This window comes from Streptomyces apocyni, from assembly GCF_009739465.1.
Classification (GTDB): domain Bacteria; phylum Actinomycetota; class Actinomycetes; order Streptomycetales; family Streptomycetaceae; genus Streptomyces; species Streptomyces apocyni.
Genome location: NZ_WHOM01000045.1, coordinates 238,604 through 260,792, shown reverse-complemented (window position 1 = coordinate 260,792; position 22,189 = coordinate 238,604). Strand labels below are relative to the sequence as shown.

Below are 22,189 nucleotides of genomic sequence, written 5' to 3'. Positions count from 1 at the left end.
GCGTTCCCTGGCGGGGCGCTTCTCAGGAACTCCTCATCTTCGGCATCTTCGGTATCTGCGACATCTTTCGGCTCACCTGCGACTCACCTGCGGTTTCCCTGGCTGCTCTGGCCGACGATCCCGGCCTCGTACGCCGCGATCACCGCCTGGGTACGGTCGCGGGTGCCCGTCTTGGCGAGCACCGACGCCACATGGGTCTTCACCGTCGCCGGGCCGACGCCCAGCCGCTTCGCGAGCTCCCCGTTGGTCAGGCCGGTGGCCATCAGCCGCAGGACGTCCGACTCGCGCTCGGTCAGTCGCGCCGCCCACGGCGGGGGCGGCGCGGGGCGGCTGCGGGCGTGCTCGGCGGCCAGGGTGCGCACGGCGGCCGGGAACAGCAGGGAGTCGCTCCGCGCCACCAGGCGTACCGCCTGGACGAGCTGGTCGGCGTCGGCCCGCTTGAGCAGGAAGCCGGACGCTCCGGCGCGCAGCGCGTCGTAGACGTAGGAGTCGTTCTCGAAGGTGGTGACGACGACAATGCGCGGGGGCTCGGACAGTGTCTGGAGGATCTGCTCGGTGGCCCGGATGCCGTCCACCTCGGGCATCCGGACGTCCATGAGGACCACGGTCGGCCGCAGCTCACGGACCACGGACACCGCCTCGGCGCCGGTGGTGGCCTCGCCGACGACCTCGATGTCCGGCTCGGCGTCGAGGATGGCGCGCAGCGCGGTGCGCACCATGCGCTCGTCGTCGGCGAGGACGACCCGGATGGGCGGCGGGGTGCTGTTCATCGGGCGCCGCCTGCCTCGGACGCGCCTCGGCTGAGCGTCGGCGCGCCGGACACGGGCAGCCGTACGGACAGGGTCCAGCGGCCGTCAGCCAGGCCTGCACGGGAGGTGCCGCCGAGCAGCTTGGCCCGCTCGGCGATGCCGTACAGGCCACGGCCGCCGCCGGGGCGCCGGGAGGCGGCACCGGGCAGGGCGCCGGACGGGGCACCAGACAGGGCGCCGGACGGGGGGCTGGCCCCTGGGCCGGGGGGCACGGGGTTTTCCATGACGATCTCCAACTCCTCGTGGTGCCGGGCGATGCGCAGCGTCACCGGGGAACTCTCGGCGTGCCGCAGGGCGTTGCTCAGGCCCTCCTGGACGATCCGGTACGCCTCCCGGGACACCAGGTCGGGCAGTGCGGCGGGGTCGGCGTCGAGGGCCGCGTCGATGGGCAGCCCGGCGGCCCTGGTGCGGGCGAGCAGCCCGTCCAGGTCGGCGGCGAGTGTGGGCGCGGGCGCGGTGGCGGCCCCGGCGCTCGCGGGGTCCTCGTCGTCGCCCGCGCGCAACAGGCCGAGTACGGCGTCAAGTTCGCCGACCGTGCGCCGGGTGGTGTCCTCAATGGCCAGCAGGGCTTCGCGGGCGAACTCGGGGTCGCTGTCCAGGACCCTGCGGGCGGCGCTCGCCTGGAGCGTGACGGCGCTCAGCGCGTGTCCGACCGAGTCGTGCAGCTCCCGCGCGAGCCGGTTTCGTACGGCGAGCTCGGCGGCCCGCTCCTCGGCCGCGGCCAGCCGGTCAGCGGGCGTCGGCCCGAGCAGTGGCGGCGCGCAGCGGGCCAGCAGCGTCCCGGTACCCGTGGCGCACAGCACCAAGGCGGCCAGTACGGCGATCCCCACGACGGGAGCCACTGCCCCAGGCCACCCGTCGAAGATCTCCCCCATCCCGACGCTCGAGTCCCGCAGCCCGCTGAACACCGGGCGCAGCAGCAGTACGGCGCCCATCGGCACCAGCGCCAGCGTCAGCGCGCTCAGCAGCGCGCCGAGCCCCAGGTGCAGCGTGAACCACGCGGCGGTGCGCCCCTTCGCGGCGCGCGAGCGCGCGGGCCCGTCGGCCAGGCTGGCGTCCGGCACCCCGCACAGTGCCCGTACCGCCGCCACCGACAGCGGCCTGGTCAGCGGGAACAGCGCGGTGACGGCGGCCAGCGGCAGGGCCAGCGCGTACGCGCCGAGCTGCTGCCCCAGAGAGCTGAAGAGCCCCTCACCTCCCAGGGCCGCGCTGACCACGACCGTGCCGACGAACCAGAACGGCATCAGCAGCGCGCCGCCCAGCACCAGATGAATCCAGCGGAGCCACATCCGCCGCCCGAACAGCGCCTTCATGCGCGCCGCTTGGCCGCGGCGCGCTCCGCGAGGAAGGAGGCGACGAGGGCCACCACGAGCGTTCCGACGATCATCTGCACAGCGTAAGACAGGTTCATGACCTGGGTAGGGCGGTTCACGACGTCATCGCCGGCGACGAGCGAGCCGAGCACCAGCCAGCCGCCCCAGCAGGCCGTGGCCCCCGAGCCCACCCAGGCGAGCGCCAGCGGCACGTGGAGCGGCAGCGCCCTGCCGATACGGAAGGCGAGCATCAGGGCGCCCGCAGCGGCGCAGAGCGCGAACAGCGCGTATTCGGCCTGCGTGACGGAGAAGTCGCTCGTACGGTCGGCGATCCGGCCTTCGTTGAGGCCCGCCGTCGACCCGAAGGCCCACATCAGGTTCAGGGCCGCGGGGATGAGAGCGAGCACCGCGGCGGTGACAGCCGCGGTCCGCCGCGCGGGCTGGCTGGCGCTGGTGGGCAGGTCGCCGACGCGGCCGCGCCACAGGTGCGCCCAGCGGTCTCGCGCGTACAGGACGAACAGGGTGCCGAGGGTGAGGCCCTGGAGGATGAAACCGCCGTAGACGACACCGAAGACCCATGCGTCGAGGAACGGCTCACGGCCGGTGTCGGCGGCGCCGCGCGAGGTACTGCCGAGCGCGCCCACCAGCAACTGGAGCGGGAAGCCGAGCATGATCGGGGCCAGCAGACCGGTCGCGAGCCACATCGGCAGCGCGAGCAGCCAGGGCCTGACCCGCCTGCCCCAGGCCTGCGTCAACAGCAGGGCCAGCACGATGACGGCGGCGTCCATCAAGGCGGTCGCGACGTTGGCGACCACCATCGTGACGCGGTGGTCGAGCAGGGGGCTGCCGTCGGGGATGCCGACCGAGCTGCCGAAGATCCAGGCGATCTTGATGGCGAGGTACGGGACGCAGGAGGCGATCGCGAGGGCGCGCAGGGCCCTGCGGGTCCGGCTGAGGGGGCGGGGCGCGGCGGCGTCGGACGGCGGAGCGGGGGCTGGAGCGGGGGCTGGAGCCGGGACCGGCGTGCGGGTCGGTGTCGGTGGCGGTGTCATACCCCCCACGCTGCCGGAACGCCGCGGCGCGTACGTCCTGCGCCGCGACGATCCGCCTCCACCGCGCGGGGGAGGCAGCCATCGTCCGCCGGGTAAGGACGGCGCTCCCTCGTCGGCCACTGCGGCCACTGCCCGCCAGGACCGAAGCCGGGCCCGCCTCACCCGTGCAGCGTGAGGACCACCTCGTCGGTCTCCTCGCCCCGGGCATGGGCGAACCCCCGGTCGTGGCCGGTCACCACGAAGCCGCACTTCTCCAGTACCCGCAGCGAGCCCGCGTTGTCCGCCGCCGCGCGGGCGTACAGCGGGCGTTCGGGGACCAGGTCGAGCAGCGCCCGCAGTGTCGCGGTCGCCACGCCGCGGCCCCAGTAAGGACGGTCGATCCAGTACGTCACCTCGCGCTCGTCCGGCCGCCCGTACACCGCCGCATTGCCCACCACGTCGCCGTCCACCAGGACGGTGCGTATGACGTCACCCGAGGCGCGGATGCGCGCCCAGTGGGCGTCGAAGTGGGCCCGGTCGGACGGGTCCTTGGCCGTGAAGGCGGCCATCCGGCCCGCCTCGGGGTCGTTCATCTGCCGGAAGAACACCGGCAGATCGCTGTCGTGGACCGGCCGTAGCGTGATGTCCATCAGTCAGAGCCTCCTGGTCGCCAGGGTGAGTCGGTCCCGCGCGTCGAACAGCGCGCCCTTGAGTAGCTGTTCGTGCCCGGGTGTGAGCCGGGCCACCGGCACCGAGCAACTGATCGCGTCCCGTGCCGGGGTGCGGTAGGGGATCGCGACGGCGAAGCAGCGCAGGCCGAGGGTGTTCTCCTCGCGGTCCACGGCGTAGCCCTGTTCGCGGACCGCCCGCAGCTCCTCGATCAGCGCCTCGCGGTCCGTGATGGTGTGTTCCGTCACCCGCGCCAGCGTCTCGGGCAGCAGCTGGCGGACCTGGTCGTCGGTGTGGGTGGCGAGCAGCGCCTTGCCCAACGCCGTGGAGTGCACGGGCAGTCGGCGGCCGACGCGGGTGAAGGGACGCAGATAGTGCTGGGACTGGCGGGTGGCGAGGTAGACGACGTTCACGCCGTCCAGCCGGGCGAGGTGGATGGTCTCGGTGGTGTCGTCGGCGAGCCGGTCCAGCGTCGGCCGCGCGGCCGCCACCACCTCGTCGCCGTCGAGGTACGAGGTGCCGACCAGCAGGGCCCGTACGCCAATGCCGTACCGGGTGCCGGTGGCGTCCGTCTCGACCCAGCCGAGCTCCACCAGGGTGCGCAGCAACATGTACAGGCTGGACTTGGGGTAGCCGACGGCTTCCTGGACGGAGGCGAGCGCGTGCATCCCGGGTCGGCCCGCGAAGTACTCCAGCAACTCCACCGTCCGTACAGCGGACTTGACCTGCGCCCCGCCACCGGAAGCGCCGCCCGAACCACCGCCCGCCCCGCTACCCGTGTCGGCAGCCGACATGCCCTTGACCCCTTCGTTCGCCTGCACATAGCCTCCGAGAGAGTTCATCATCAGAGACGACGTTCAGCATATCGAACGACCTGGTGAGTGGCATCGCATCTGGAGGAACGGTCGTGGCAGCAGTACCAGTCTGGAGTGTCGACCCCCGTACCGGGAAGCAGCGGGAACAGGTCGCGGTGGAGGCCTCGGCCGACGCGGTCGACCGGGCGGTCAGGGCCGCGCACTCCGCGGTCGACGCGCTCGCCGACCGCTCGGTGCGCGCCGCCTTCCTGCGCGGCGCCGCGGACCTGCTCGACGCGGCCAAGGACGAGCTGATCGCGGCCGCGGACGCGGAGACCGCACTCGGCCCGGCCCGCCTCACCGGCGAACTCGCCCGTACGTGCTACCAGTTCCGGTCCTTCGCGGACATCGTCGACGAGGGCGACTTCCTCGGCATCGTCATCGACCACCCCAACCCGTCGGCGACGCCGCCCGTCCCCGACCTACGCCGCTACAAGGTGCCGCTCGGCGTGATCGCCGTATACGCGGCGTCCAACTTCCCGTTCGCCTTCTCCGTACCGGGCGGCGACACCGCGAGCGCGCTCGCCGCGGGCTGCCCCGTCGTCGTCAAGGCGCACCCGGACCACCCGGGCACCTCCGAGCGGGTCGCGGCGGTGCTGCGCCGGGCGGCGGCGGAGCAGGGCATCCCGGAGGGTGTCATCGGGCTGGTGCACGGCTTCGACGCGGGCGTCGAGTTGGTGAGTCACCCGCTGGTCAGTGGCGCGGGCTTCACCGGCTCGATCCGTGGCGGGCGCGCGCTCTTCGACGCCGCGGCCGCCCGGCCGGTGCCGATCCCCTTCCACGGTGAACTCGGCTCCCTGAACCCCGTCGTCGTCACCGAGGAGGCGGCCGCCGAGCGCGCCGACCAGATCGGGGCCGAGCTGGCGGGCTCGATGACCCTCGGGGTCGGCCAGTTCTGCGTCAAGCCGGGTCTGGTGCTCGCGCCAGCGGGCGCGGGCGGCGACCAGCTCGTCAAGTCCCTGACCGAGGCGGTCGCCAGCACCGAACCCGGGGTGCTCCTCGACCACCGGATGCGGGACAACTTCATCGCGGGCGCCACCGCGCGCGCCGAACTCCCCGACGTGGACGCTCCGGTGACTCCCGGCGCGGGCGACGAGCACACGGTGAGCGCGGGCTTCCTGACCGTTCCCGCCGAGCGCCTGACCTCGCCCGGGGAGCACGACCTGCTCCTTGAGGAGTGCTTCGGCCCGCTCACCGTCCTCGTACGGTACGCGTCCGAGGCCGAGGTCGCCGCGGTGCTGGCCCGGCTGCCCGGCAACCTCACGGCCACCGTGCAGCTGTCCGCCGCGGAGGCGGCGGGGCAGGGGCGCGCCGCCGAGCTGCTCTCCCTGCTCACGCCCCTGGCCGGGCGCGTCCTGGTCAACGGCTGGCCCACCGGCGTGGCCGTCGCCGCGGCCCAGCACCACGGTGGGCCCTACCCGGCCACGACCTCCACCTCGACCTCGGTGGGCGGCACGGCGATCGAGCGCTGGCTACGGCCGGTGACGTACCAGAACACACCGGAGCCGCTGCTCCCGCAGGAACTGCGGGACGCGAACCCGCTGAACCTACCGCGCCGCGTCACCGGGGCGGCCTGAGCCTCTATCGCGGCCGGGTCCGGGCGGGGCAGGTCAGGGCGGGCAAGCGCCCTGCCCTGCCCTGCCCGGCCCGGCCCGCTCAGCGCGACCGGTTACTCCACAGCTGGAAGCCGACTATCGCCGCGACCGGCACCGCCGCCCCCGCGAGGAGCCCGGTCGCGAACCCGAGCCCCGAGCTCACCTCCCCGTCCCGTACGGCCACGACCACCCCGGCGACCACCACGGCCAGCGCGATCACCGCGACCAGGGCGTAGAAGCGGCGGCTGAGGAAATTGCCCCGCGACGGCGCGGGCTGCGGCGTCTCGATCCGCGCGGCGGGCCCCAGGCTGGCCGCCTTGGGCCGTTTGAACCACGCGTAGATCACCCAGTTCCCGCACGCTTCCCAGCCGTCCGGCGCCAGCTTCTCGTCCAGCCCCTCTCGGCCAAGCGTGACCAGTTCTCTGCGGTACTCCCAGCGTTGCGGCTGCTCCGGGTCGCGGCGGCTGACGAAGCGGCCGAGCGCGTCGACCCGTTCGACCTCCCAGCCCTCGTCACCGAAGTGGTTGAGCAGCTTCTCGTCGACGAAGGTGTCGGCGGTCCAGCGCCAGAACTCAGCCCGCGCCTCGGGGGCGGCGGGCCGCTCGCCGCCCCCGCCCCCGGCCCCGCCCGGCGTCAGTTGGCGCGCGAACTCCGCGACCGGACCGAACTCGTCCACCGCGTCGCCGCCGCTCTCCGCCAGATGCGCGGCGAGCTCGTCGACGGTGGCCGCGACATGGTCCGCCGGAAGACCCGCCGCGCGCAGCAGAGCGGCGAGTTCACCCAAGTACGCGGTGGGGTCGTTGAGCCCGGTCATGTCACACCGCCTTCGGCCAGGATGGAACGTACGGACGCGTCGAAGGCGAGCCAGAGTCCGCCCTGTTCGCCGAGGGTCTGCCGCCCCTGCTCGGTCAGCGTGTAGTAGCGGCGCCCCGGCCCCTTCTCGGTGGCCCGGAACTCGGCGGCCACCAAGCCCGCTTCCTCCAGCCGGTTGAGTACGGGATAGAGCGTGCCGCCCTTGATCTGGCCGAGCCCGGCGCCCGCGAGGGTCTTGGCGATCTCGTAGCCGTAGCTCTCGCCGCTGGTGAGGCTGGCCAGCACCAGCAGGTCGAGTACGCCCTTGAGCCAGCTGGCCCGGCGGTCAACCGGTGTGCCCTTGGCGGGTGGTGGCGTCACGGGGTGGCCTTGGTGAGCGCGGCGGTGCCGAGCGGCGCGGACGGGGTCCGCTCCGGGTCCTGGGTCATCACCAGGTCGCGTACGGCGATGGCCGCGTGGAAAACCACCGGCAGCAGCAGGCTGCCGGTCTGGAGGTACAGCAGGGTGGCCACCGCGCCGAAAAACGCGAAGAGCAGTACGCCCTTACGGCCCTGGTAGAGGCCAGCGAGCGCGTAGACCGCCAGTGCCAGCGCGGCGGCCACATAGACGTTGAGGCCCAGGACGCCGACGCCGAGCGCGATCAGCAGTCCACGGTAGACGAACTCCCCGATCACCCCGTCGGCCAGCCCGACGGCGACCGCGTACCGGTGCTCGCCGGGCGTACGCGGCAGCATCGCGCTGATGGAGCTCAGCCCCGGAATGTGACGGCCGTCGCGAGCCTTCTGCCGGAACACCCACCCGCTCCAGCCGACGGCCACCAGGAACACCGGGATCAGGGCGTACGTGAACAGCGGGTCGTCCGGCGCGCCGAGCCCGAGATCACCAGCGGCGGCCCCGGGCGACAGCGCGAGCACGGCCACCGCGAGGGCGCCCAGCGCGCACCAGATGCCGAGCACCACGCGGTAGTAGCGGACCAGGGCGCGCGGTTCGCTGTCCCGGCGCCGCTCCAGTGAGCCGTACATCCGCCGCCCCAGCCACGGCTCGCCAACGGCGAGATACGCGACCAGGACGGCGGCGACGGCCAGGGCGGCGGTCGTGAAGTCCGGCGAGATGGTCATGAGGGTCCCCCTTTCCCGCGAGACGGCAGACACCGCCTCGTAAGCCTTTCAGCTACCTAGACCGTAGAGCGACCTAGTCAGGAATGCAACCTATCTCGTACCGCACACAAGAGCGGGTGGACTGCCTGGCGTACGGCCTACTGCACCCCGAGCAGCTGCTCCAGCGGGTCGATGGCGAAGTACACGAGGAACAGCGCCGCCGTCCCCCACAGCAGCCAGTGCACCCCGCGCGCCTTGCCGGTCGCGGCGCGGATGACGGCGTACGCGACGAAGCCCGCGCCGATGCCGTTGGTGATCGAGTACGTGAACGGCATCACCGCGATCGTCAGGAAGGCCGGTACCGCGATGTCCCAGCGCGCCCAGTCGATGTGCCGTACCTGCGTCATCAGCATCAGGCCGACCGCGACCAGCGCGGGCGCCGCCGCCTGGGCCGGGACGATGGTGGCGAGCGGGGTGAAGAACAGCGCCAGTGCGAACAGTCCGCCGGTGACCAGGTTGGCGAACCCGGTACGGGCACCCTCGCCGACCCCGGCGGCCGATTCGATGAACGAGGTGTTGGACGAGCCGGACGCGGCACCGCCCGCGACCGTCGCCAGTCCGTCCACGAACAGCAGCCGCCCAAGGCGCGGCACCCGGCCCTGCTCGTCCAGCAGACCCGCCTCGCTGGTCACGCCGACGGCGGTACCCATGGTGTCGAAGAAGTCCGTCAGGAAGAGCGTGAACACCAGGAGCACCACAGTGAGGGCGCTGACCTGCCCGAAGGCACCGAACAGGCTGAACTGCCCGAGCAGTCCGAAGTCGGGGGCGGCGACGACGTCGTCGGGAATGGCCGGAACGGTCAGGCCCCAGTCCGCGTCCTCGATGTCGGCGATCTCGTTGATGACGACGGCCAGGACGGTCGTCGCCACGATGCCGATCAGGAGAGCACCCTTGGTGCCGCGCGCCAGCAGCGAGACGACCAGCAGCACCCCGAGGCAGAACACCAGCACCGGCCACCCGGACAACGCCCCGTCCGCGCCGAGCTGGACCGGTACGGAGCCGGTCTCACCGGGGATACGGGTCGCGAAGCCCGCGTTGACGAAGCCGATGAAGGCGATGAACAGCCCGATGCCGACGCTGATGGCCTGCTTGAGCCCCAGCGGGATGGCGTTCATGACCGCCTCGCGTAGCCCGGTCGCGGCCAGCAGACAGATGACGATGCCCTCGAGTACCACCAGGCCCATGGCGTCCGGCCAGCTCATCAGCGGGGCGATCTGGAACGCCACCATGGCGTTCAGCCCGAGCCCGGCCGCCAGCGCCAGCGGCAGGTTGGCGGTGAGGCCCATCAGGATGGTCATCACGGCAGCCACCAGGGCGGTCACGGTGACCAGTTGGGCCCCGTCCAGGGTGTCGCCGAACTTGTCCTCCGTGCCGCCGAGGATGATGCGGTTGAGTACGAGGATGTAGGCCATCGTGAAGAAGGTGGCCAGCCCGCCGCGCATCTCACGGCTGAGGGTCGAGCCCCGCGCGGTGATCTGGAAGAAGCGGTCGACGGCGTTGCTCGGCGGCGGGGGCGACACAGGTGGCGTCGGTGGTGTGGGCGGCTCTACCGGCTGATCCGACATCGGTCCTGACATGGCGCTCCTCGAAGGCGGTGATCCGTGCGGGGTAGCCGGATTCTTCCTTGGGAAGGGACCGTTCAGGTTTTGGCCGTGTTACGTGTCGCGTGGTGTGCGCGGCGGGGAGCGGGCGAGATGTCGGGAGGGAACCGTTCGGCCGTATACGTCTCGGCGCGGGCGCGTCAGATCAGCTGGTACGTGGCGCCTTCGCGGGCCCGTTCCGTACGGCCGCCGAAAGCCGCGGCGGCGCGCTCGACGGCCGCGTCGGGCGTGAGCGTGGGGCCGACATGGGTGACCAGCAGCCTGCCGACACGTGCGGTACGGGCCAACTCCCCCGCGTCCTCCGGGGTGAGGTGCTGCCGCGGCTCGCCACCCGTCGGCGCGCGGTCGATGTCCGCCTCGCACAGCAGCAGGTCCGCCCCCTCGGCGAGCTCGCGCAGCGCCGCGCACGGGCCGCTGTCCCCGGAGTACGCCAGCACGTCGCCCGCGACCTCCGCGCGCAGCCCGTACGCCTCGATCCCGCCGTGATGTACGGCGCGGCTGGTCAACCGGAGCCCGTCCAGGTCCAGGTGCAGCCCGTCCGACAGCTCCCGGAACGCGAAGACCTGGCCCAGCGCACCCGGGTCCGCCGCGCCGAAGAACCCGGCCAGCCGCTCGGCGCACCCCGCGGGCGCGTACACGGGGATCGGCTCGTCGACGGTCAGCCCGCCGTCCGCGATCCCCGCCTCCGCGGCGATCAGGTCGGCCCAGTGGTCGGAGTGCAGATGCGAGATCCAGATCGCCGACAGCTCGTCCGGCCGTACGTGCCGCTGCAACTCCGCGAAGGTCCCGGGCCCGGCGTCCACCCAGACGCGGATGTCCCCCGCCGACAGCAGGTAGCCCGAGCAGGGATGGCCCGGCCGGGGATGAGGTGACGCGGTGCCAAGCACGGTGACGGTGAGGCCCATACGGACGAGAGTACGGCCCCTTGGATCATCAACCCCGCTCGGCGCTCCAGTCCGGGCGACGGCCGCTCAGGCCCACCACCCGGTCCAGCAGCGGCGCGTCGTCGGGGACGGCGACGATGGGCCCGAACATGCCCTCGCGTTCCGGTCCGTCGGGCGTTACCGCGAGCAGCTCGTACGCCACCCGGAGGCTGGCCGGGTCGGGCGCGTACGCCTGCCCGGTGGCGCGTGCCAGATCCCAGCCGTGCACCACCAGCTCGTTCATGGCGACCTGGCCTGCCACGGCGGCCGGGAGGTCGACACCGCCCGCGCGGGTGTCGCCCACCCAGGCCTTGGGATCGCGCCAGGCGTCGGCCAGCTCCGCGAGCTGCCGGGGCAGGATGTCCCGCCAGTTGGCGGCGACGTCTGGCGGCGTCAGATTGGGGTCCGTGTCCGTGCTCGGGCCGAGGTCCTTGCGCGCCGCGTCCCGGAAGGCGGCGGTCAGGCCAACGATATGGCCCAGCAGATCGCGTACGGCCATGGGGACGCAGGGGGTGGGTCCGCCGAGCTGGTCGTCGCGTACGTGCTCGGCGAGTCGCGCCACCAGGCGGGTCTGCGGAGCGAAGTCGATGGTGTCAGTGGTCTCGGTGGTCTCGGTGGTCCCGGTCATGTCGCCGCTGTCCGTTCCGTCGTAGGGCGTGGAGCAGGTCGTCAGGGTGTTCGTAGTGCAGACTCCCGAACGGCACAGAACTCATCGGACCTCCTCCGGCCTCATCGAGCCGCCCCCGGCCTCATCGGACCTCAGCCCCGGCTCGGCCGCACCAGCAGCACCCCCGCCAGGGGGACCGCCGCGAGCGCCAGCCACGCCAGCGCCCCGCCCCGTTCGAGCAACGCGCCCGACGGGGCACCGCCGATGAGCACCACGGCGCCGGAGAACGAGGACAGCGCGCCCGTGCACAGCCCGAGGCGGTGGTCGGGCACCAGGTCGGGCAGCCAAGCCCGGGCGGCGGGCACGACCAGCATCTGCCCCACGGTCAGCAGCACCACGAACGCCAGCGCGGGCACCAGACCGCCCACCGGCAGCAGCACGCCCGCCGCCAGGAAGGACCCGGCGATCAGCACCAGCCCCCAGCGCACCGCCGCCGGATGGGTCAGCCGCGCGGCCGCCCACCGCGACAGCGGCAGCTGGCCCGCGATCACCAGCAGCGACGAGAGCGCGAACAGCCAGCCGAGCGCCGCCTGCGAGCCCATGGACCGGTCCAGCTCGGCGGGGAGCGCGAGATAGAGCTGGTTGTAGGCGAGGAGGTAGGTGCTGTACGCGAGGCAGAGCACGAGGAAGGCCCGGTTGCGCGCCAGCTCGCGCAGTCCCCCGCCGCCCGGCGTGGGGACTGCGCGAGCGTCAGTGGCCGCGCTGGGGGCCGGGGCGCGCGGCATCAGCCACCAGTGCCCGGCGAGTATCAGGACGAACGTCCCGGCCCCCGCCAGGCAGGCCGTCCGGAACCCGCCCACGAGCAGGGCCGCGCCAAGCACGGGCCCAAGCAGCGCGCCCGCCTGCCCTCCGGCCGAGAACAGACCCAGCACGCGGGTACGCGCGACGCCGGTCGCCTCCTCGTGGCGTACGGCCTGCCGGGCGATCTCCGTCTCGACGGCCGGGGAGAACAGCGCGGCGGCGAACCCGACCAGCAGCACCGCGCCGATCACCGCCCAGGTCGCCTGGGCGAACCCCAGCCAGACGAACCCCAGGGCGCGCAGCACACATCCGGCGAGCACCACCGGCCGGGGTCCGTACCGGTCGGTGAGCACCCCGCCGACCACGAAGAGCCCCTGCTGACTGAAGGTGCGCAGCCCGAGCACCAGTCCGACCAGCCAGCCCGCGAGCCCCAGGGAGCCACCCAGGTGGTCGGCGAGGTAGGGCAGGACGGCGAAGAAGCCGATGTTGAAAGCGCATTGGGTGACGATCAGCAGCCTGGGCAGGGCGGGCAGCTCCCACAACAGGCGGGCACGCGCGCGTGGCGCGCCACCGGATGGTGTGGCGTCGGGTGATGTGGCGGTACGCGTCACGGGGTGGCCTCTGCCTCGGTGTCGAGCAGTTCCCGGGTGTACGGGTGCTGGGGGTTGGTGAACAGTTCGCGCACCGTACTGGTCTCCACGATCCTGCCGTCCGCCATGACGGCGACGCGGTGTGCGGTGTGCCGGACCAGGGCCATGTCGTGGCAGATGAACAGATAGCTGAGCCCCAGCCGTTCCTGAAGCTCGGTGAGCAGGTTGAGGATTCCGGCCCGTACGGAGGGGTCGAGCGCGGAGACGGGCTCGTCGAGTACCAGCAGCTGGGGCCCGAGTGCCAGCGCCCTGGCGATCCCGGCGCGCTGGCACTGCCCGCCGGACAGTTCGTGCGGCAGCCGGTCGGCGTGCGACGCGTCGAGGCCGACGAGGTCCATCAGCTCGGCGACCCGCCCGGCGAGGGGACGACGGTGCACCCGTAGGGGTTCGGCGATGGCGTCACCGATGGTCGTACGGGGACCGAGTGAGCCGTACGGGTCCTGGAAGACGGGCTGGAACCGCGCGCGCAGCGGCCGCAGCAGCTTCTCGTGCAGCCCGGTCAGCTCCTGTCCGGCGAAGCGCACGCTGCCGGATTCGGGGCGGCGCAGAGCGAGGGCCGCCAGGGCCGTGGACGACTTGCCGCAGCCTGACTCCCCGATGAGGGCGAGGGTCTCACCCTCGCCGACGGTGAAGGACACGCGATCGACGGCGACATGATCTCCGTACCGCACCACGAGGTCGGTGACTTCAAGCAGCGGACTCATACGCGGGCCTCCCGCGTGAAGAGATCGGTGACGGCGGCAGGCAGCGCATCGACTCGGTGGCACGCGACGGTACGGGCTGGCTCATCAGCCCGCCCGGCGTCTGAGGACTTTCGGGAAGGGGCGGGGTGGGGGAGAAATCCCAGCTCAGGCTCCACCGACCCACACGCCTCCCCCACCGCCGGACACCGCGGTGCGAACGCGCACCCCGCGGGCAGCGCCGAAGCCAGCGGCGGGCTGCCGCCGATCACCGGCAGCGGCCCCCCGCCAAATCCCGCACCCGGCAGCGACGCCACCAACCCCGCCGTATACGGCGCCCGGGGCGACCCGAACACCTCGTCAGCGGGCCCGGCTTCACACACCCGCCCCGCGTACATCACCACGGCCCGGTCCGCGTGGGACCGAGCCACCGCCAGGTCATGCGTGATGAGCAACAGCCCCGCCCCCACCGCCTCCCGCGCCTCGGCCAGCACCCGGAGCACCTGCGCCTGGACCCGCGGGTCGAGGGCGGTGGTGGGCTCGTCGGCGACGACCAGGTCGGGCGAGTTGACCAGCGCCATGGCGATGACCGCGCGCTGGCGCATCCCGCCGGAGAACTCGTGCGGATAGGCCCGCGCCCGCCGCCCGGCATCGGCGATCCCGACGCGTTCGAGCGCGGCGACGGCCCGCCGCCGCGCCTCGGCGCGCGGCACCCGCCCTACCGAGCGCACCGCCGCGGCGAGTTGCCCGCCGACCGGGTGCACCGGACTGAGGACGGTGAGCGCGTCCTGCGGGACGTACCCGATACGGCGTCCCCACAGCCGCCGGTACACGGCGGGCGGCGCCCCCGCGACCTCCTCGCCCGCCAGCCGTACGCTCCCCGACACGCGTGCGTCGTGCGGCGCGAGCCCGAGGACGGCGCGGGCGGTGAGGGACTTGCCCGCCCCCGACTCCCCGACCAGCGCGGTGACTTCACCGGCGCGCACGTCGAAGGAGACACCGCGCACGGCGGGCACCCCATCGACGGAGACCCGCAGATCACGTACCTCAAGCACGGAACTCACCGTTCCACTCCCACCACGACAGCACGATCAGCACCCGCACCAGCACCAGCACCAGCACCAGCACCAGCACCAGCACGAGACCACCGCGTCCGCGTCCGCATCCGTGTACGCGTCCGCTGCCGCAACCCCGCCAGCGTCACCGCGAGCCCGGCGAGCAGCGCGAGGGCGACGGCCGGTGCGAGGGCGGCGAGCGGCGCCCGTTCCACGTACAGCCGGGACTCGTCGAGCAGCAGGCCCCACTCGGGCGACGGCGGCTGCGCGCCGAGGCCGAGGAAGCCGAGGGCGGCCAGCGCGAGGGCGACGCCGGGCAGCCGCAGGACCGCGTGCCGGGCGACGGGCCCGGCGACGGCGGGCAGCACATGCCGGGTGAGGATCCAGCCACGGGAGGCGCCGATCGCGCGCTGGGCGGTCAGATGGGCACTCGCGCGGGTCTCCCGGACGAGCGCCGCGGCGTGCGCGGCGAGCGGCGGCCAGGAGACGAGGGCGACCGCGAGGGACGCGCCGAGGGTGCTGGGCCCGGTGAGCGCGGCGATCAGGACGCCCACCACGACCGGGGGCAGCGCATTGGCGATGTCCGAGACGCCCGCGGACGCGTTCGGCAGGAAGCCGATGGCGAGTGCGATGAGATACGACGCGACGCACACCGCGAGCGCCACGCCGACCGTGCTGGCGGCGCCGTGCCCGAGCCTGGCCAGTACATCGCGCCCCAGCCCGTCGCTGCCGAGCGGATGGGCGAGCGAGGGGCCCGCGAGCCGGGCCCCGGTGTGCACGGTGTACGGGTCCTTGAGCAGCCCCCACCCGATGGCGCTGGCGAGTACGACGCCGAGCCCGATCGGCACCACGGCCCGTCCCCGGCCGGGGACGGGCGGGGGCAGCGCGAGCGCCGCGTCCTTCAGCCCGGAGCCGAGCAGCCTGCCGCGCACGAAGGCCGCGCAGGCGCCCGCCGTCAGGGCGAGCAGCAGCAGGGCGAGTACCGAGCCCTGGAGCAGCGGCAGGTCCTGGGACTTGGCGGCGCCGAGCGCGGTCCGGCCGAGGCCCGGTATGGCGAAGATGGTCTCGACGGCGACCGCGCCGCCGGTCAGGCCGACCACGACCAGGCCCAGTTGGGGTATGAGCGCGGGCAGCGCGCGGCGCAGCGCGGCGGCGACGATACGGGCGGGGCTGACCCCGCTGGCCCGCCACACATCGGTCCAGCGCTCCCGGAACACGGCGGGCAGCGCGTCATCCACCAGGCGGCCGAGCAGCCCACCCGCGGGGATGCCCATCGCGAGGGCGGGCAGCACCAGGTGCTCGGGCCCCTGCCACCCGGAGACGGGCAGCAGCCGCCACCACACGCCGAGCACGATCAGCAGCACGGTGGCGAGCAGGAATTCGGGGATGGCGACGAGCATCGCCCCGGCCGCTCCCCCGCCGCCGCGCAGGGTGCCGCGCGCGCCGCGTACCAGGGTGCGGGCGCACAGCGCGGCGGCCACCAGGAGTGCGACGACGAGCGAGGCGCCCATCAGGGTGAGCGAGACGCCGAGCCCGGCCCGTACGGACGGCAGCACGTCGGCCCCGGAGACCCAGGAGGTGCCGAGGTCGCCACGGACCAGCCCGCCCGCCCAGTCGCCGATCAGGCCGAGCGGTCCCGCGTCCAGGCCGAGGTCGGCGCGTATGGCGTCCAACGCCTCGGCGGTGGGCTCCTGTTCGGCGGAGCGGGCGCGCAGCACGGTGAGCGCGGGGTCCCGCCCTGACAGCCAGGGCAGTAGTCCGACGGTGGCGAGTACGGCGGCCAGCGCGACCGCCCGCGCGAGGCCCGCCCGAAGGGCGGGCCTCTTCAGCTGGTCCTTCACTTGACGTACGTACCGACCGTGATCAGCTCGCGCTCCCGCGGGTCCTTGACGGAGCCCACCACATGGGTGGCATCGCCCTGGATCACCCGCTCGTGCAGCATCGGGATCGCGCCGTCGGTGTTGAGGATCGCGGTCTCGGCGTCGAGAATCGCCGTACGGCGGGCGTCGCCGACCTGGGTCGACTCGGCTTCGCGTACGGCCTTGTCGACGGCCGGGTCGGCGAGCTGGGCGATGTTGAAGGAGCCGTCGCTCATGAAGTCGCTGTGCAGGTAGGCGGCCGGGTCGCCGGAGTCGAGGATGGTGGCGCGGGAGAGGATGAACGCGTCGAACTTCCCGTCCAGCGCGTCGGATTCGATGTTCGCGTACTCCCTGATGTCCAGCTTGACCTTGAACCCGGCGTCCTTCAGCTGCTGCTGGAGCGCGGCGGCGACTTCGGGGAGCTCGGCCCGGTCGGTGAAGGTGCCGATGGTGATCGTCTTGCCGGAGGGCTTGGCGGCTTTGGCTGCCTTCGTACGTCCCGCGCGCTCAGCCGCCCAGGGCAGGGCGGGCCCGAGCAGCCCGTCGGCGGCGTCCGCGCGGCCCTCGTAGATGCCCTCGACCAGGGCCTTGGTGTCGATGGCGGAGCGGGCGGCGGCACGCTGGCCCGCGTCCTTGAACACACCGCTCTCGGTGTTGAGGTAGAGGGTGTTGGTGCGCGGCATGGGCACCTCGGTGATCTGGTCCTTGTCGAGCAGGGAGGCCTGCGAGACGGGGACGGCCTCGACGATGTCGGCGGTGCCGCTGCGCAGTGCGGCGGCGCGGGCGGCGCCGTCCGGGACGTAGGTGGCGTCGATTCCGGCGGCCTTGGCGCGGCCGCCCCAGTAGTCCTCGTTGCGGTCGAGGGTCGCGGAGCTGGTGCCGCCCGCCTTCTTCAGGACGAAGGCGCCGGTGCCCGTGCCGACCGGGTTGACCGTCTTCCCCCGGTAGGCCTTGGCCGCGAGGATCGACAGCTGGGGCGAGGAGAGCCGCTGGGGCACGAGCGGGTCGGGCTCGCCGGTGGTGACGGTGACGGCGCCGTCCTTGGCCTCCACGGTCAGTTCGACGCCGTCCAGGATCCGCGGCTTGGGCGCGGCGGTGGCGGCCCTGGTGAGGGAGCGCTCGACGTCGGTCGCGGTGAGCGGCGTTCCGTCGTGGAAGGTGACGCCCGTGCGGAGGGTGAAGGTCCACGTCTTGTCGTTGGTCCGCGTCCACTTCGTGGCCAGCGCGGGTTGGGCGTCGCCCTCCCTGTCGAGGGTGACCAGGGTTTCGGCGGTGGACCAGCGCGACAGCTTGAAGGCGTCGTCGCTGAGCGGGGAGAGGCCGGAGCGGGGCGGCTGCATCATGGCGACGCGTATGCGCTTGCCATCGCGATCGCCCTGGGAGGACGCGGAGTCGGAATCGGAGTCGGAGCCGGAGGAGGCGAAGCAGCCGGAGAGGGTGAGGGCGGCGGCGATGGCCAGGGCGGTGGGAGGCAGGAGCTTGCGGGGGCGCACAGGACTTCTTCCACGAGCGGTACGGGACGGGGGTGCCGCCGACCCTAGCCAATGACAATCATTTTCATCAAATCCTAAATCACTTCCCCGCCCCCGGGGCGCCCACTTACCCTCCGACCATGGCCCGCCCCTATGGATTCCAGTACGAGCAGCGCACCGACGGCAGTGTGGTCATCACCCATCAGGGCCGCGCGGCGGGCACGCTGCGCGGCGCGCGGGCGGCAAAGTTCCTGACCGAGGTCGAGTCAGGGGACGCCCAGCTGGTGATGGCCCGCTGGACCGGCGCGTACAAGCACGGAAACGAACGCATGGCACGCAACCACCCGCGAAACTCACGCGGCAGGTAAGGGAACGGTAAAGCGGGGTGGCTCGTTACCTCTGGCATGACAGTGATGACACCCGGCTCGAACATCCCCCTCACCGCCCCCCGCGTCGCGGTGGACGTCGCCGCCCCGGTGCGGCTCGACGTGTCGGGCCTGCTGCTCACCGCCGATGGCAAGGTGCGCTCCGACGACGACTTCATCTTCTACAACCAGCCCACCGGGCCCGGCGTGTCCCATCGCTCGGGCGGCGGCTCGGCGCCCGACGCGATCACGGTCGACACCGCGGCCGTGCCGCCCGGCATCGAGAAGATCGTCGTGACCGCCAGCCCGGACGCGGCGGGCCAGAGCTTCCAGGGCATCGAGCCCACCGCCACCCTCCGCGACGCCGACTCCGGCGCCGCGCTCGCCACCTTCACCCCACCGCGGCTCGGCGCCGAGACCGCCCTGGTGGTCATCGAGATCTACCGGCGCGGCGGCGCCTGGAAGGCCCGCGCGGTCGGCCAGGGATACGCGAACGGCCTGGCCGGAATCGCCACGGACTTCGGCGTAACGGTCGAGGAACCCACACCAACACCCACCACCCCCACCACCCCCGCCGCGCCCCCCACGCCTCCCACCACCCACGCCGCCCCGCCCCCGACCGGCCCGGCCGTGCACCTGCCCCCGCCGCCCGCCGCTCCCCCGGCCACCACGCCCGCGCCCGCGCCGACGCCCGGCACCGGAAAGATCAACCTGGACAAGGGCCGCGTCAACCTCCAAAAGAACCAGACCGTGTCCCTCGTCAAGGGCGGCCGCCCACTGCTGACCCAGGTCAAGATGGGCCTCGGCTGGGAACCCGCGTTCCGCGGCAAGGACATCGACCTGGACGCCTCGGTCATCGCCTACGGCCCCCAGCGCAACCACATCGAAAGCTGCTACTTCGGCAAGCTCTCCATCCTGAACGGCGCGATCAAGCACTCAGGCGACAACCTCACCGGCGAGGGCGCGGGCGACGACGAGGTGATCGTGGTCGACCTGGGCCGCATCCCCGCCGAGGTCTCCGGCCTGGTCTTCACGGTCAACTCGTTCTCCGGCCAGAAGTTCACCGAGGTCACCAAGGCGTACTGCCGCCTCCTGGACGCCGGGACCGGCGAGGAACTCGTCCGCTTCGACCTGACCAGCGCCGAGGCACAGACCGGCGTGATGATGGCGAAACTGATCCGCCAGTTCTCCGGCGAGTGGGAGATGACCGGACTCGGCGACTTCGTCAAGGCCCGCACGGTACGCGGCATGGTGAAGCCCGCGGCCCAGGCACTGTAGGGAACCCGCAGGCCAGGCGGCTACGGCGTGGCGTCGTAGCCGCCATCAACGAGTGGTTGCGAACTCAGATCGTCGGCCGATCCTGGTCAGACGGTGACGAGGTTCCGATGTCCCGGTACGCACGCCACCGCCCGCTGCCCTCCTCACACCGCGTCTTCCCGGGGCTACAGGTAGGGCACACGGCGGCATGGTCAAGGTAGGCCCCGTACGCGGCCTGGAACCTGGCGTACCCGACGCGACTGACAGCGCGTCGGAGGTGACTGGGGGCCTGGCGCCCCCATTAGCTGGCACTCATGGCGTACCGCCGTGCTCCGGGTGGTCCCGGATCTCGACCTCACAGTCCGTCGCGCGGCGGACGTTCCCGAGCAGGTCGAACTCGGCGCGCTGCCGGTCGAGCGCCGCGCACACGTCACAACCTTGCGCAGGCTGCGGCGGCAGTGTCGGGTCCGGAAGCATGACGGGCAGAGCCATAGTGGTCCGGCCGACGCGCGACCGAGCGCTCGAGGCCCGCGAGCCCTCGGTCTGCCGGTTCTCGGCGGTGCCGGGCTCGGCTAAGGGCTGTGGGCTGGCAGCCATGGAGGTACTCCTTCGTTGTCACCAGTCGATCAGGTGCATACAAGAATGGCCCTCAATATGGCCCTCGCCGAGGACTTCAAGAGGTCTTTTCAGGACAGCTAACAGGACTTTAGTTACACCTTTCGAGTGATAGCTGGCAGTGGAGAGGACTCCCCCGCGACACTGGTGTGACTGCCCGATACGGAGGTGCGCAGTGTCACGGCCCGCAGGCAACACCCGACTCAAATCCGCCCGGCTCGCTGCTGGTTACCCCTCGCAACAAGCCCTCGCCGACGCGCTCGGCGTCGGGGTGCGCCAAGTACGCCGCTGGGAATCCGACGAACCTCCGTGGCCTCAGCCTGAGGTGGGCCAGGCCCTCACCCGGGCCCTCGGCCAGGACCTCGAAGCGCTTGGTTTCGCCCCGCCTGGCGGAACCTCTAACCGTGGCAGGCACGGCACCCTCGCAGCACCGGCGGACTCCTACAATCTGGCCGCTGTACCCGCACAGACCGCAGCCACCATGCAACCGGCCTCCGTCGCTGGGGACTTTGAGGCCGTGACCCGCTCGCACCGTCACCTGTACTGGACCGTAGCGCCGACCACCCTGCACCCAGCCGCCCTCGCCCATGCCACCCTCGGGTGCGCACTCCTCCCGGAGACCGCAGGGCAGACCCGGCAGCGAGTGGCCGCCGCCCTCGCGGAGACATGGTTGCTCGCTGGGCGGATCGAGTTCTTCGACCTGCGCGAGCCGGAAGGCGCGGGGCAGACACTGCTGCGGGCTCTGCAGGCTGCCGGCGAGGCTGACGCCCCGCTGCTCGGCGCGGCCGTCTTGGCCCACACCGCGTTCATCCCCGGGTGGGCAGGAGACCGGGAGTCAGCGGTGGAGCGAATGGTGGCCGCGCGCACCTACGCCCGGCGCGGCGGGGCGTCAGCTGAACTGCTGGCGTGGCTGGACGCGGTAGAGGCAGAGTGCGAGACCCGATGCGGGAACAACCGCACCGCGCTGCACCTCATCGGGCACGCTGAGGATGTACTCGCCCAGGGCGCGGAGCAGACTTCACCGGACTGGCTGGACTGGTTCTCCCCGGTCAGACTCGCCGCGTTCAAGGGCAACACCCAGCTGAAGGCAGGGCATCTGCCGCAGGCCCGCGAGACGCTCCTTGGCGCGCTCGAAGCCTTTGGCTCCGGCGCGGAGAAGCAGATGACCGTCGTGCTCGGAGACCTGGCCGCCGTTGAGGCCTCGGCAGGCCGACCCGAGGAGGCATGCGGGTATGCGCTCAGGGCGCTCGATCAGCTCGAGCGGACTTGGTACGCGATGGGCATGGAGCGGGTGCGGGAGGTGCGGCGCGCGCTGGCGCCGCACCAGCACCAGCAGTGTGTGCTGGAGCTGGACGACCGACTGTATGGCTGGTCGACGACGGTCAGCGCCCTGTCTCGTTGAAGTGGCTGATCAGGCTGGATAGGTCGAGGAGGCTCTCCACTCGGAAGGTAGGGAGCTTCTTCGCTTCTTCGGTACTCCACTGGATGGTGGCCCACGGGCCACGGTGGACCAGGGCGGTGTGCATGCCTGCGGCGACGGCGGGGCGGAGGTCGTTGTCGACACGGTCGCCGACGTAGAGGATCTCGTCGTTGCCGAAGGGGGTGACTTCGGCGACGCGTTCGAAGAACGCAATGTCGGGCTTGGATGCGCCCCAGTCGTCCGAGGTGCCGATCAGGTCGACATCGCTGGTGAACAGCTCGCGGAGGATCTTCCCTGCTCGGACAGTCTGGTTGCCCGCGATACCCAGCCACAGCCCATCGGTGCGGAGCCGTGCCAGCATCTGCCGGACGTCGGCGTACAGGTCTTCCTCGCCGAAGTGCTCCGGTTGGCCAGCGGCTGCTCTCTTCTCTCGCTCGGCGTACAGGTCGAAGCCCGGCCGGAACTCCTGGAACACCTCGCGGTAGTCGCGGCCCTGTGCGATAACCGCGCCGAACATGGCGTGGAAGGTGTGGCGAGGTACGTCGAGCCAGTCGGCCCAGGCGCCGTACTCGCGGGTCTCGTCTACCAGGCATTCGCCGACGTCGAACATCACAGCGCGAATCATGGCGGCAGCGTAGTCAGG

At 72.4% G+C, this 22,189-nt stretch carries 22 protein-coding genes; 4 read left to right on the top strand and 18 right to left on the bottom strand.

Annotation, left to right across the window (positions count from 1 at the left end; genetic code table 11):
* Positions 1 to 83: 83 nt before the first annotated feature.
* The 5 genes from GCN81_RS11220 to GCN81_RS11200 form a co-directional block, all read right to left on the bottom strand.
* Positions 84 to 770 (bottom strand): response regulator transcription factor, encoded by a 687-nt coding sequence (locus GCN81_RS11220; RefSeq protein ID WP_156724263.1) that lies wholly within the window; start codon positions 768 to 770, stop codon positions 84 to 86.
* Positions 767 to 2,122 (bottom strand): sensor histidine kinase, encoded by a 1,356-nt coding sequence (locus tag GCN81_RS11215; RefSeq protein WP_156724261.1) that lies wholly within the window; start codon positions 2,120 to 2,122, stop codon positions 767 to 769. Before GCN81_RS11215 ends, GCN81_RS11220 begins: the two co-directional genes overlap by 4 nt.
* Entirely contained in the window at positions 2,119 to 3,174 is a 1,056-nt protein-coding gene (locus GCN81_RS11210; RefSeq protein ID WP_231626631.1) for a hypothetical protein, read from the bottom strand. The genes GCN81_RS11215 and GCN81_RS11210 overlap by 4 nt, the downstream gene beginning before the upstream one ends.
* Before the next feature lie 158 nt (positions 3,175 to 3,332).
* On the bottom strand, positions 3,333 to 3,803 hold the full coding sequence (locus GCN81_RS11205) for a GNAT family N-acetyltransferase (RefSeq protein ID WP_156724259.1): 471 nt from the start codon (positions 3,801 to 3,803) through the stop codon (positions 3,333 to 3,335).
* A gap of 3 nt (positions 3,804 to 3,806) precedes the next feature.
* The gene (locus GCN81_RS11200) at positions 3,807 to 4,616 is read right to left on the bottom strand and encodes an IclR family transcriptional regulator (RefSeq protein ID WP_156724257.1); all 810 of its coding nucleotides are present in this window, start codon (positions 4,614 to 4,616) and stop codon (positions 3,807 to 3,809) included.
* A gap of 113 nt (positions 4,617 to 4,729) precedes the next feature.
* On the opposite strand from GCN81_RS11200, the gene GCN81_RS11195 reads away from it, so the two are divergent.
* Positions 4,730 to 6,253 carry an aldehyde dehydrogenase (NADP(+)) gene (locus GCN81_RS11195; RefSeq protein ID WP_156724255.1) on the top strand — a complete coding sequence of 508 codons (1,524 nt, stop codon included), beginning with the start codon at positions 4,730 to 4,732 and terminating at the stop codon, positions 6,251 to 6,253.
* A gap of 79 nt (positions 6,254 to 6,332) precedes the next feature.
* Here GCN81_RS11195 and GCN81_RS11190 read toward each other — a convergent pair whose 3' ends face one another.
* From GCN81_RS11190 to GCN81_RS11140, 11 genes are all read right to left on the bottom strand, one after another.
* Positions 6,333 to 7,085, bottom strand: coding sequence for a hypothetical protein (locus GCN81_RS11190; protein WP_156724253.1), 753 nt, complete (start codon positions 7,083 to 7,085; stop codon positions 6,333 to 6,335).
* A complete protein-coding gene (locus GCN81_RS11185; RefSeq protein WP_156724251.1) occupies positions 7,082 to 7,444 on the bottom strand; it encodes a PadR family transcriptional regulator in 363 nt (120 codons plus the stop codon). Before GCN81_RS11185 ends, GCN81_RS11190 begins: the two co-directional genes overlap by 4 nt.
* On the bottom strand, positions 7,441 to 8,202 hold the full coding sequence (locus GCN81_RS11180) for a CPBP family glutamic-type intramembrane protease (protein WP_156724249.1): 762 nt from the start codon (positions 8,200 to 8,202) through the stop codon (positions 7,441 to 7,443). Before GCN81_RS11180 ends, GCN81_RS11185 begins: the two co-directional genes overlap by 4 nt.
* 137 nt (positions 8,203 to 8,339) lie before the next feature.
* Positions 8,340 to 9,806, bottom strand: a complete 1,467-nt coding sequence (locus tag GCN81_RS11175; protein ID WP_156724460.1) for an NCS2 family permease — start codon at positions 9,804 to 9,806, stop codon at positions 8,340 to 8,342.
* Positions 9,807 to 9,982: 176 nt separating this feature from the next.
* Positions 9,983 to 10,747 (bottom strand): MBL fold metallo-hydrolase, encoded by a 765-nt coding sequence (locus GCN81_RS11170; protein ID WP_156724247.1) that lies wholly within the window; start codon positions 10,745 to 10,747, stop codon positions 9,983 to 9,985.
* Between the two features lie 28 nt (positions 10,748 to 10,775).
* Positions 10,776 to 11,393, bottom strand: a complete 618-nt coding sequence (locus GCN81_RS11165) for a TIGR03086 family metal-binding protein (protein WP_156724245.1) — start codon at positions 11,391 to 11,393, stop codon at positions 10,776 to 10,778.
* Between the two features lie 131 nt (positions 11,394 to 11,524).
* A complete protein-coding gene (locus tag GCN81_RS11160) occupies positions 11,525 to 12,784 on the bottom strand; it encodes an MDR family MFS transporter (RefSeq protein ID WP_197287568.1) in 1,260 nt (419 codons plus the stop codon).
* The gene (locus tag GCN81_RS11155) at positions 12,781 to 13,527 is read right to left on the bottom strand and encodes an ATP-binding cassette domain-containing protein (protein WP_156724244.1); all 747 of its coding nucleotides are present in this window, start codon (positions 13,525 to 13,527) and stop codon (positions 12,781 to 12,783) included. Before GCN81_RS11155 ends, GCN81_RS11160 begins: the two co-directional genes overlap by 4 nt.
* Positions 13,524 to 14,567 (bottom strand): ABC transporter ATP-binding protein, encoded by a 1,044-nt coding sequence (locus GCN81_RS11150; protein WP_156724242.1) that lies wholly within the window; start codon positions 14,565 to 14,567, stop codon positions 13,524 to 13,526. The genes GCN81_RS11155 and GCN81_RS11150 overlap by 4 nt, the downstream gene beginning before the upstream one ends.
* Positions 14,564 to 16,399 (bottom strand): ABC transporter permease subunit, encoded by a 1,836-nt coding sequence (locus GCN81_RS11145; protein WP_231626628.1) that lies wholly within the window; start codon positions 16,397 to 16,399, stop codon positions 14,564 to 14,566. The genes GCN81_RS11150 and GCN81_RS11145 overlap by 4 nt, the downstream gene beginning before the upstream one ends.
* Entirely contained in the window at positions 16,396 to 17,910 is a 1,515-nt protein-coding gene (locus GCN81_RS11140) for an ABC transporter substrate-binding protein (protein WP_156724240.1), read from the bottom strand. Before GCN81_RS11140 ends, GCN81_RS11145 begins: the two co-directional genes overlap by 4 nt.
* 119 nt (positions 17,911 to 18,029) lie before the next feature.
* Here GCN81_RS11140 and GCN81_RS11135 point away from each other — a divergent pair, with 119 nt between their 5' ends.
* Complete coding sequence (locus tag GCN81_RS11135; RefSeq protein WP_156724239.1) at positions 18,030 to 18,257, top strand: hypothetical protein; 228 nt, start codon at positions 18,030 to 18,032, stop codon at positions 18,255 to 18,257.
* Positions 18,258 to 18,302: 45 nt separating this feature from the next.
* Positions 18,303 to 19,532 carry a TerD family protein gene (locus GCN81_RS11130; protein WP_197287567.1) on the top strand — a complete coding sequence of 410 codons (1,230 nt, stop codon included), beginning with the start codon at positions 18,303 to 18,305 and terminating at the stop codon, positions 19,530 to 19,532.
* Positions 19,533 to 19,823: 291 nt separating this feature from the next.
* Here GCN81_RS11130 and GCN81_RS32305 read toward each other — a convergent pair whose 3' ends face one another.
* Complete coding sequence (locus GCN81_RS32305; RefSeq protein WP_231626624.1) at positions 19,824 to 20,108, bottom strand: hypothetical protein; 285 nt, start codon at positions 20,106 to 20,108, stop codon at positions 19,824 to 19,826.
* 193 nt (positions 20,109 to 20,301) lie between these two features.
* On the opposite strand from GCN81_RS32305, the gene GCN81_RS11120 reads away from it, so the two are divergent.
* Complete coding sequence (locus GCN81_RS11120; RefSeq protein ID WP_156724235.1) at positions 20,302 to 21,528, top strand: helix-turn-helix transcriptional regulator; 1,227 nt, start codon at positions 20,302 to 20,304, stop codon at positions 21,526 to 21,528.
* Here GCN81_RS11120 and GCN81_RS11115 read toward each other — a convergent pair.
* The gene (locus GCN81_RS11115) at positions 21,509 to 22,171 is read right to left on the bottom strand and encodes an HAD family hydrolase (protein WP_197287566.1); all 663 of its coding nucleotides are present in this window, start codon (positions 22,169 to 22,171) and stop codon (positions 21,509 to 21,511) included. The genes GCN81_RS11120 and GCN81_RS11115 overlap by 20 nt on opposite strands.
* Positions 22,172 to 22,189 lie beyond the last annotated feature (18 nt).

What these genes read in the sequence shown, in the direction of transcription:
- GCN81_RS11220 (WP_156724263.1), bottom strand. Translation starts at nt 770, where the DNA reads ATGAACAGCACCCCGCCGCCCATCCGGGTCGTCCTCGCCGACGACGAG.
- GCN81_RS11215 (WP_156724261.1), bottom strand. Translation starts at nt 2,122, where the DNA reads ATGAAGGCGCTGTTCGGGCGGCGGATGTGGCTCCGCTGGATTCATCTG.
- GCN81_RS11210 (WP_231626631.1), bottom strand. Translation starts at nt 3,174, where the DNA reads ATGACACCGCCACCGACACCGACCCGCACGCCGGTCCCGGCTCCAGCC.
- GCN81_RS11205 (WP_156724259.1), bottom strand. Translation starts at nt 3,803, where the DNA reads ATGGACATCACGCTACGGCCGGTCCACGACAGCGATCTGCCGGTGTTC.
- GCN81_RS11200 (WP_156724257.1), bottom strand. Translation starts at nt 4,616, where the DNA reads ATGTCGGCTGCCGACACGGGTAGCGGGGCGGGCGGTGGTTCGGGCGGC.
- GCN81_RS11190 (WP_156724253.1), bottom strand. Translation starts at nt 7,085, where the DNA reads ATGACCGGGCTCAACGACCCCACCGCGTACTTGGGTGAACTCGCCGCT.
- GCN81_RS11180 (WP_156724249.1), bottom strand. Translation starts at nt 8,202, where the DNA reads ATGACCATCTCGCCGGACTTCACGACCGCCGCCCTGGCCGTCGCCGCC.
- GCN81_RS11175 (WP_156724460.1), bottom strand. Translation starts at nt 9,806, where the DNA reads ATGTCGGATCAGCCGGTAGAGCCGCCCACACCACCGACGCCACCTGTG.
- GCN81_RS11170 (WP_156724247.1), bottom strand. Translation starts at nt 10,747, where the DNA reads ATGGGCCTCACCGTCACCGTGCTTGGCACCGCGTCACCTCATCCCCGG.
- GCN81_RS11165 (WP_156724245.1), bottom strand. Translation starts at nt 11,393, where the DNA reads ATGACCGGGACCACCGAGACCACCGAGACCACTGACACCATCGACTTC.
- GCN81_RS11155 (WP_156724244.1), bottom strand. Translation starts at nt 13,527, where the DNA reads ATGAGTCCGCTGCTTGAAGTCACCGACCTCGTGGTGCGGTACGGAGAT.
- GCN81_RS11135 (WP_156724239.1), top strand. Translation starts at nt 18,030, where the DNA reads ATGGCCCGCCCCTATGGATTCCAGTACGAGCAGCGCACCGACGGCAGT.
- GCN81_RS11130 (WP_197287567.1), top strand. Translation starts at nt 18,303, where the DNA reads ATGACACCCGGCTCGAACATCCCCCTCACCGCCCCCCGCGTCGCGGTG.
- GCN81_RS32305 (WP_231626624.1), bottom strand. Translation starts at nt 20,108, where the DNA reads ATGGCTGCCAGCCCACAGCCCTTAGCCGAGCCCGGCACCGCCGAGAAC.
- GCN81_RS11115 (WP_197287566.1), bottom strand. Translation starts at nt 22,171, where the DNA reads ATGATTCGCGCTGTGATGTTCGACGTCGGCGAATGCCTGGTAGACGAG.